The 8,409-nt window shown below is 68.4% G+C and carries 6 protein-coding genes; 3 read left to right on the top strand and 3 right to left on the bottom strand.

What is annotated here, in order from left to right; all coding sequences use genetic code 11:
- Both DA1_RS26245 and DA1_RS26240 read right to left on the bottom strand, forming a co-directional pair.
- Positions 1-768, bottom strand: a 768-nt coding sequence (locus tag DA1_RS26245; RefSeq protein ID WP_062794182.1) for a 4-hydroxythreonine-4-phosphate dehydrogenase PdxA, incomplete at its 3' end; no start/stop codon positions are given.
- A gap of 7 nt (positions 769-775) precedes the next feature.
- A complete protein-coding gene (locus tag DA1_RS26240; RefSeq protein WP_034396236.1) occupies positions 776-1,543 on the bottom strand; it encodes a Bug family tripartite tricarboxylate transporter substrate binding protein in 768 nt (255 codons plus the stop codon).
- 115 nt (positions 1,544-1,658) lie between these two features.
- Between DA1_RS26240 and DA1_RS26235 the strand changes: the two genes are divergently transcribed.
- Positions 1,659-2,615: a LysR family transcriptional regulator gene (locus tag DA1_RS26235; protein WP_034396234.1), complete on the top strand. Its 957-nt coding sequence runs from the start codon at positions 1,659-1,661 to the stop codon at positions 2,613-2,615.
- On the opposite strand, the gene DA1_RS26230 is transcribed toward DA1_RS26235, so the two are convergent.
- The gene (locus DA1_RS26230; protein ID WP_034396231.1) at positions 2,612-3,541 is read right to left on the bottom strand and encodes a LysR family transcriptional regulator; all 930 of its coding nucleotides are present in this window, start codon (positions 3,539-3,541) and stop codon (positions 2,612-2,614) included. The two genes, DA1_RS26235 and DA1_RS26230, sit on opposite strands and share 4 nt — an antisense overlap.
- Positions 3,542-3,668: 127 nt before the next feature.
- On the opposite strand from DA1_RS26230, the gene DA1_RS26225 reads away from it, so the two are divergent.
- Positions 3,669-4,451 (top strand): putative hydro-lyase, encoded by a 783-nt coding sequence (locus DA1_RS26225; protein ID WP_013801417.1) that lies wholly within the window; start codon positions 3,669-3,671, stop codon positions 4,449-4,451.
- 233 nt (positions 4,452-4,684) lie between these two features.
- A complete protein-coding gene (locus tag DA1_RS26220) occupies positions 4,685-8,317 on the top strand; it encodes a hydantoinase B/oxoprolinase family protein (RefSeq protein WP_034396228.1) in 3,633 nt (1,210 codons plus the stop codon).
- Positions 8,318-8,409: the final 92 nt, after the last annotated feature.

The raw sequence follows: 8,409 nt of genomic DNA, 5'->3' as shown, positions 1-8,409 counted from the left end.
AAAGGGACCGTGGAACGGATCGGGCGTGGGCCAGTCGCGGGCCTGCAGCGCGCGCACGGCAGGCGCGATGATGTCGATCTCTTCACGGCCGCAGGTGCCGCCATCGCCGTTGTGCGGGTTGAAGCCCGCCACCGCCACCTTGGGGGCCGCCATGCCGCTGGCCAGCAGCGCGCGGTAGATCAGCTCGGCCGCCTGCGCGATGCGCTCCTGGCTCAGATAGCCGGCCACGTCCCTGAGCGGCACATGCGAAGAAATGCGCGAGGTCCACAGATCGCCCAGCGTATTGAATTCGCAGAAATAGCCAGTCACACCCAGGTGCTCGGCAAAGTGGTGCAGCTCGTCCTCATGGCGCAGGCCGCCCAGCTTCATGGCCTGCTTGTTGAGCGGCGCAAAGCAGATGGCGTCGATCTGGCCGGCCTGGGCCGCGTCCATGCACCGGTCCAGCACCTGCAGCACCGAGCGCCCGCCTGCGGCTTCGGCACGGCCCTGGTGCACGGCATCGGGGGCCACCGTGTCCAGGGCCAGGAAGGCGGGCAGGGCGGTATCGGTGCGGCCCCGTGCATGGGCCATGCTGGCGATGGGCGCGGTGGCCACCTGCAGGCCCGCGATGCGCTGGCCCTGCTGCCACAGCCAGGGGTCGCCGGCCAGCACGATGTTGGCCTTTTGCATGGCCTCGGGCCGCGCCAGCAGGCGTGCGATCAGTTCGGCGCCAATGCCGGCGGGATCGCCCAGGGTCAGGGCGACGACGGGAAGTTCGGATGCGGGCATGTGCGGCTCAGTCGATCTTGATGTGGTTCTTGCGGATGATTTCGCCAAAGCGCTGGTACTCGGCGTTGTGCAAGGCGATGAACTCGGCCTGGCCCATGGGCTGCAGTTCGGCGCCCACGGCCTCCAGGCGCGTGCGCGTCTCGGGCATGGCCAGCACCTTGTTGACCTCGTCGTGCACCCGGGCCTGCACGGCGCGGGGTGTGGCCGCTGGCATGTAGATGCCGTACCAGGCGCCTATCTCCACGCCGGGCAGGCCGGCCGCGTCCTTGAACATCTCGGCCGCGATGTGCTGGGTGCTGCCCGTGCCGCTGCTGGCGAAGTTGATCCTGCCGGGCTCCTTGCGGGCCAGGGCGACCAGTTCCTGCACCGAGTTCGCGGGCAGGTTGTTGCCCACCACCAGCACATTGGGCACTGCGCCCACATAGGCCACGGGCACCAGGTCGCGGTTGCTGTCGTAGCCCAGCTTGAGCAGGTGCGGGGCAATGGCATGGGCCGTGACCACGCCCATCACCATGGTGTGCCCGTCCGTGGACTTGGCCGTCATGTCCACGGCCAGGGTGTTGGAGACGCCGGGGCGGTTTTCCACGATCACCGGCTGGCGCAGCAGCGGCGCCAGCCGGTCGGCAACGGCGCGTGCCATGGCATCCGTGCCGCCGCCCGGGGCCGAGCCCACAAGCATGCGCACGGGCCGCGTGGGCCAGTCCGGCGGAGTTTGGGCCAGGGCGATGGCGGGCAGCAGGGCAGCTGCGGCCAGCAGCAGGGGGCGGCGTTGCATGTCTTGTCTCCGGTGCTTTTGTTGTGGACCCATGCTAGGCAGATGATTGATTGCCGTAAACTGAAAGTTGCTGATGAATCAATAACCTTGGGTAATCAATTCGCGGGATATTGCTATGGGCTCCATCGACCGCAGGGACAGCACGCCGCAACTGCTCAACCGCCTGCGCATGCGGCAGGTGGCGCTGATGCTGGCCATCGACCAGAAGGGCACGCTGCGCGGCGCCGCAGCCGAGCTGGGACTGAGCCAGCCGGCCGCCACCAAGATGCTGCATGAGCTGGAAAGCGCGCTGGGCCTGCCCCTGTTCGACCGCGTGGGGCGCGGTCTGCAACTGAATGCCGCCGGCGAGCGCGTGACGGGCTACTTCCGCCACCTGCGCGGCGGCATGGAGGCGCTGAACCGCGAGCTGCAGGAACTGCGCGAAGGCAGCGCGGGGCGGCTGGCCGTGGGCAGCATCATGGCGGCCTCGCCGGGGCGGCTGACACAGGCGCTGCTGGCGCTCAAGCGCCAGTGGCCGCTGCTGTCCATCGAGGTGGCCGTGGACACCAGCGACCGGCTGCTGGCGCAGTTGCAGGACGGCGTGCTGGAGGTGGTGGTGGGCCGGCAGACCGGGCAGGCCGATCCCGCCCATCTGTTCCGCACGATTGATGACGAGGCCCTGTCCATCATCGTGGGCTGCAGCCATCCGCTGGCGCGTGCCCGCAGCCTGGGCTTTGCGCAGCTGCAGGCCCATGGCTGGGTGCTGCAGCCGCCCGGCAGTCCCATGCGCGCACTGATCGACCAGGAATTCCAGGCCCATGGCCTGCCGCTGCCGCGCGGCCTGATCGAGACGGGCTCCATCCTCACCACCATGAACCTGGTGCGCAACTCCGACCTGATCGCCGTGATTCCGCAGGCCGTGGCCCGGGACAGCGCCGCGCACGGTATGGTCCGCATCCTGCCCTATCGCATGCGCCGCAACCTGCAGGCCTACGGCAGCCTGGTGCGCCGCGACCGGCCGCTGAGCCAGGCGGCCGCCAGCTTTCTGGCGCTGCTGCACGGGCAGGAGCCGCCACCGGCATCCGCGCCCTAGCCGATGTACCGCGCCAGATGCGGGCTGACCCGCTTGCAGTAGCTCTTGCAGACGCGGCGCAGCACTTGTGCGGTGTCGGTGACGCCGGGCGACGGGCTCTTGGGGTACCAGGTGGTGATGCGAAAGGAGGGCGGCGTGGGCAGTTCCAGCTCCACCAGCTCCCCGCTTTCGAGCTGCGGCGCCACCAGCATGCCGTGCATGATGGCGACGCCCAGGCCCTCGCGCACCAGCGAGACCAGGGCCGCCAGCGAGGGCGATCCCGAGATGCGCAGATCGCTGGAGACCATGCCGCTTTGCACGGCCAGCTGCTGTGCCATGGCCACGGCCTGCTCGTAGGGGCCGGTGCCGCGCATCTGGGTCAGCAATTGCTTGCCCAGCGCCTTGTGCAGTCCATCCTTCCTGGGCACCAGGCCCCGCCTGGCAATCCAGTGCACGGGCACTTCCAGCAGGTTCTCGACCACGGCGAACTGGGGGTCCACCCCGCTGCCGGTGCGCACGATCAGGTCCAGGTCGCGCCGCATCATCTGCTCCGACAGGTGGGTGCTCAGATCGACGGTCAGGTCCAGCTCGATGTGCGGCAGGCTGGCACCCATCGCCTTGACGAATTCGGGCAGGAAGGTGTGTACCGCCGTCTCCAGCACACCGACCCGCAGGCGGCAGCCGATGGCGTCGTCGGACCTGGCGGCACGCTCCAGGGTGCGTGTGGCTTCGATGACGGCTTCCGCATGCCGCAGCAAGCGGGCGCCGGCATCGGTGATCTGCAGCGTCTTGCGGTCCCAGTGGAACAGGGTCACGCCCAGGTCCGACTCCAGCCCGCGTATGCGCATGGAGACGGCGCCGGGGCTGGCATGCACCAGTTCGGCCACGCGGCGCACGCTGCCGATGCGTGCCAGCAGCACAAAGGTTTCAAGAAAACGGATGTTCATGGGGGGGCTGCGCGGGCTGCAGTGGCTGTTCAGTTTTCCTGGGGGAGGCTGCGCACAATTCCTGAATGGACCGGTGGCCTGCTGCTTTTTACATTGGGGGGCATCTCCATTCAATAGAGGCTCCCCCATGACGCATTGGACCCATCCGACCGAATTCCGCCAGGAGGTGCGCGCCGGACGCTTTCGCGGGCAGACGGCCGGGCAGTGCCCCGGCTACACCCAGGGCAACCTGGCGATACTGCCGCGCGAGTGCAGCGAGGAGTTCCTGCGCTTTGCCCGGCTGAATCCCAAGTCCTGCCCGCTGATCGGCGTGACCGAGCCCGGCAGCAGCCGCGTGCCCGAGCTCGGCGATATCGATCTGAAGACCGATCTGCCCTCGTACTGGGTGTTTCGCGATGGTCACAGGGCCGAGCAGGTGAATGACCTCACGGGCCTGTGGCGCGACGACCTGGTGGGCTTCGTCATCGGCTGCTCCTATTCCTTCGAGGACGCGCTGCGCGATGCCGGCGTGCCCGTGCGCCATATCGACGAGGGCCGGGGCGCTCCCATGTTCATCACCGACATTGCCAACGGCCAGGCGGGCCGGTTCGGTGGCCGGATGGTGGTCAGCATGCGGCCCATGACGGCCGCCCAGGCCATCCGTGCGATCCAGGTGACTTCGCGCTTTCCCAGCGTGCATGGGGCGCCCGTGCACCTGGGCGACCCCGCGCAGATAGGCATTGCCGATATCGAGCGGCCGGACTTCGGCGAGCCCATGGCGCTCAAACCCGGGGAGATCCCCGTGTTCTGGGCCTGCGGCGTGACGCCCCAGCAGGCCATACGCTCGGCGGCCCTGCCATTCGCCATCACGCACGAGCCGGGCCACATGCTGGTGACGGAGTTGCGCAACAGCCATCTGGCCGCGTTCTGACGGCCTGCCTGCCTGGCACGGGGCCCGCTTCGGCGGGCCTTTTTCTTTGCGTTGCCGGCCGGCAAGGGGCCGCTCCTGTTCAGTTTTCGTGAACAGAGGGGGCGAAAACTTCTCGATGGACGCGGTCCAGGGGCACTTTTAGATTGGACGCCAGTGGTGGGCACCGGCGGAGGGCCGTGCTCCAGGCCACGGTTTTCCTGACTTCAACTTCGAGACAAACGGGTTCCGACACCATGCAAGAACGCTCCACTTCCCATGACAGGCGCTGGCAATTCTGGATAGACCGCGGCGGCACTTTCACCGACATCGTGGGCAAGCGGCCCGATGGCAGCCTGGCCACGCACAAGCTGCTGTCGGAAAACCCCGAGCAGTACCGCGACGCGGCCGTGGCCGGCATCCGCCACCTGCTGGGCCTCAAGCCCGGCGAGCCGGTCACGCCGGACCTTGTGGAGTGCGTGAAGATGGGCACCACGGTGGCCACCAATGCGCTGCTGGAGCGCAAGGGCGAGCCCACGCTGCTGGTGACCACGCGGGGCTTTCGTGATGCGCTGCGCATTGCCTACCAGAACCGCCCGCGCCTGTTCGACCGGCATATCCAGCTGCCCGAGCTGCTGTACAGCGATGTGGTGGAGGCGCTTGAGCGCGTGGATGCCCGTGGGGAAGTGCAGCAGGAACTGGACGTGCTGCACCTGCACACCGCGCTGCTGCAGGCCCATGCACGGGGCCTGCGCAGCGTGGCCATCGTCTTCATGCATGGCTACCGCTACATGCGGCACGAGCAGATTGCGGCGCGCATTGCGCGGCAGGCGGGATTCACGCAGATCAGCACCTCGCACGAGACCAGCCCCCTGATGAAGTTCGTGAGCCGGGGCGACACCACGGTGGTCGATGCCTACCTCTCGCCCATCTTGCGCCGCTATGTACAGCAGGTGGCTGGCGAGATGCCGGGCGTGCGGCTGTTTTTCATGCAGTCCTCCGGCGGGTTGGCCGATGCGGGCAGCTTCCAGGGAAAGGATGCCATCCTGAGCGGGCCGGCCGGCGGCATCGTGGGCATGGCCCGCACGGCAGGGCTGGCCGGGCACGACAAGGTCATCGGCTTCGACATGGGCGGCACCTCCACCGATGTCAGCCACTACGCTGGCGCCTTCGAGCGCGAGTTCGAGACCCAGGTGGCCGGTGTGCGCATGCGCGCGCCGATGATGAGCATCCACACGGTGGCCGCCGGTGGCGGCTCGGTACTGGCCTATGACGGCTCGCGCTTTCGCGTGGGCCCGGAGAGCGCGGGCGCCAACCCCGGCCCCGTGAGCTACCGCCGTGGCGGGCCCCTGGCCGTGACCGATGCGAACGTGATGGTGGGCAAGGTCCAGCCCCGCTACTTCCCCAGCGTGTTCGGCCCGGCCGCCAACGAGCGGCTCGATGGCGAGGCCGTGCGGGCGCGCTTCGATGAACTGGCGGTGCAGACGGGGCGCAGGCCCGAGGAAGTGGCCGAAGGCTTCATCCGCATCGCCGTGCAGCAGATGGCCAACGCCATCAAGAAGATCAGCGTGGCGCGCGGCTATGACGTGACGCGCTACACGCTGCAGTGCTTTGGCGGCGCGGGCGGCCAGCATGCCTGCCTGGTGGCTGATGCGCTGGGCATGACCCGTGTGTTCGTGCATCCGCTGGCCGGCGTGCTCAGCGCCTACGGCATGGGCCTGGCGGACCAGACCGTCATCCGTGAACAGGCGATGGAGGTGGCGCTGTCTGCGGCGGCCTTGCCGCTGATCGCGGAGTCGCTGGATTCGCTGGGCGACGCGGCCAAGGCCGAGCTTGAGCGCCAGCAGGTCGGCGCCAGTCCTGTGCAGGTGCGCTACAACGTGCATGTGCGCTATGAGGGCACGGATTCCGCCCTGGCCGTGCCCTTCGGCGGGTTGGACGACATTCAGGCGGCCTTCGAGTCGGCCTATCGCCAGCGGTTCGCCTTCCTGATGGCGGGCAAGGGCCTGGTGGTGGAAGCCGTTTCCGTCGAAGCCGTGATTGCGGGCGATGCGCCCAGCGAGCCGGTGCTGCAGGAGCATCCGCCGCGCGAGCATCCGCGCCGCGAAACCGTGCGCATGTACTCCGACGGTGCCTGGCATGACGCGGCCCTGGTGGTGCGCGAGGACCTGCGGCCCGGCGACGCCATCCCCGGCCCGGCCATCATCGCCGAGCGCAATGCCACCACGGTGGTCGAGCCCGGCTGGCTGGCGCGGCTCACGGCGCTGGACCATCTGGTGCTGGACCGCGTGGTCGCGCGCAAGGTCGAGTACGCGGCCGGCACCTCGGTGGACCCGGTGCTGCTGGAGGTCTTCAACAACCTGTTCATGAACATCGCCGAGCAGATGGGCCTGCAGCTGCAGAACACGGCCTACTCGGTGAACATCAAGGAACGGCTGGACTTCAGCTGCGCGCTGTTCGACGCCGAGGGCCACCTCATCGCCAATGCGCCGCACATGCCCGTGCACCTGGGCTCCATGGGCGAGAGCATCCAGACGGTGATCCGCAAGAACGCCGGGCGCATGGCCCAGGGCGATGTCTATGTGCTCAACGACCCCTACCAGGGCGGCACCCACCTGCCCGACATCACGGTCATCACGCCCGTGTACGTGGCCGACGAGGCCTCCCCCACCTTCTACGTGGGCAGCCGGGGGCACCATGCCGACGTGGGCGGCATCACGCCCGGTTCCATGCCGCCGTTTTCCACGCGCATCGAGGAAGAGGGCGTGCAGATCGACAACTTCAAGCTGGTCGATCGCGGCGTGCTGCGCGGCCAGGAGATGGTCGAGCTGCTGCAAAGCGGCGAGTACCCGAGCCGCAACCCGCACCAGAACCTGGCCGACCTGAAGGCCCAGATCGCGGCCAATGAAAAAGGCGTGCAGGAGCTGCGCAAGATGGTGGCCCAGTTCGGCCTGCCCGTGGTGCAGGCCTATATGGGCCATGTGCAGGACAACGCCGAGGAGTCGGTGCGCCGCGTCATCACGCGGCTCAGGAACGGGCAGTTCACGCTGCCGCTGGACAACGGCGCGCAGATCCGCGTGGCCGTCACCGTGGATACGGCGGGCCGCAGCGCGGTCATCGACTTCTCGGGCACCAGCGCCCAGCAGACCAACAACTTCAATGCGCCGCGCGCCGTGTGCATGGCGGCCGTGCTGTACGTGTTCCGCACGCTGGTGGACGACGACATCCCGCTCAACGCGGGCTGCCTCAAGCCTTTGAAGGTCATCATTCCCCAGGGCTGCATGCTCAACCCCAATGCACCGGCCTCGGTGGTGGCGGGCAATGTGGAGACCTCCACCTGCATCACCAATGCGCTGTTCGGCGCGCTGGGCGTGATGGCGGGCAGCCAGCCCACCATGAACAACTTCACCTTCGGGAATGCGCGCCACCAGTACTACGAAACCATTGCCGGCGGCAGCGGCGCGGGCGCGGTGCTGGACGCCGAGGGCCGGGTGGAGCGCGGGTTCAACGGCACCAGCGTCGTCCAGACGCACATGACCAATTCGCGCCTGACAGATCCGGAGGTGCTGGAGTTCCGCTTCCCCGTCATGCTGGACAGCTATGCCATCCGCGAAGGCTCGGGCGGCAGCGGGCGCTGGCAGGGGGGCAGCGGCGGTGTGCGGCGCGTGCGTTTCCTGGAAGCCATGACGGCCAGCATCCTGTCCAACGGACGCCTGAACCCGGCCTTCGGCATGGCGGGCGGCCAGCCGGGGCAGCCGGGCATCAACCGTGTGCTGCGCGCCGATGGCCAGGTCGAGGCGCTGGAGCATATCGGCGCCGTGCAGATGCAGCCCGGCGATGTGTTCGAGGTCTGCACGCCGGGGGGCGGCGGCTACGGAACGGCGGCCTGACACGCCGCCTGCAGGGGTCTGTCCGGGTGGTGGATGAGGGCCGCCCGGCCAGGCCTGGTTCATCACCGATGCAATGCCATTGAAGGCAAGAC

The sequence above is a fragment of the Delftia acidovorans NBRC 14950 genome (assembly GCF_001598795.1).
GTDB lineage: Bacteria > Pseudomonadota > Gammaproteobacteria > Burkholderiales > Burkholderiaceae_C > Comamonas > Comamonas acidovorans.
Note: the sequence above shows the minus strand (reverse complement) of the source record. Positions and strands in the feature narration are given on the sequence as shown.

What these genes read in the sequence shown, in the direction of transcription:
- DA1_RS26240 (WP_034396236.1), bottom strand. Translation starts at nt 1,543, where the DNA reads ATGCAACGCCGCCCCCTGCTGCTGGCCGCAGCTGCCCTGCTGCCCGCC.
- DA1_RS26220 (WP_034396228.1), top strand. Translation starts at nt 4,685, where the DNA reads ATGCAAGAACGCTCCACTTCCCATGACAGGCGCTGGCAATTCTGGATA.
- DA1_RS26225 (WP_013801417.1), top strand. Translation starts at nt 3,669, where the DNA reads ATGACGCATTGGACCCATCCGACCGAATTCCGCCAGGAGGTGCGCGCC.
- DA1_RS26235 (WP_034396234.1), top strand. Translation starts at nt 1,659, where the DNA reads ATGGGCTCCATCGACCGCAGGGACAGCACGCCGCAACTGCTCAACCGC.
- DA1_RS26230 (WP_034396231.1), bottom strand. Translation starts at nt 3,541, where the DNA reads ATGAACATCCGTTTTCTTGAAACCTTTGTGCTGCTGGCACGCATCGGC.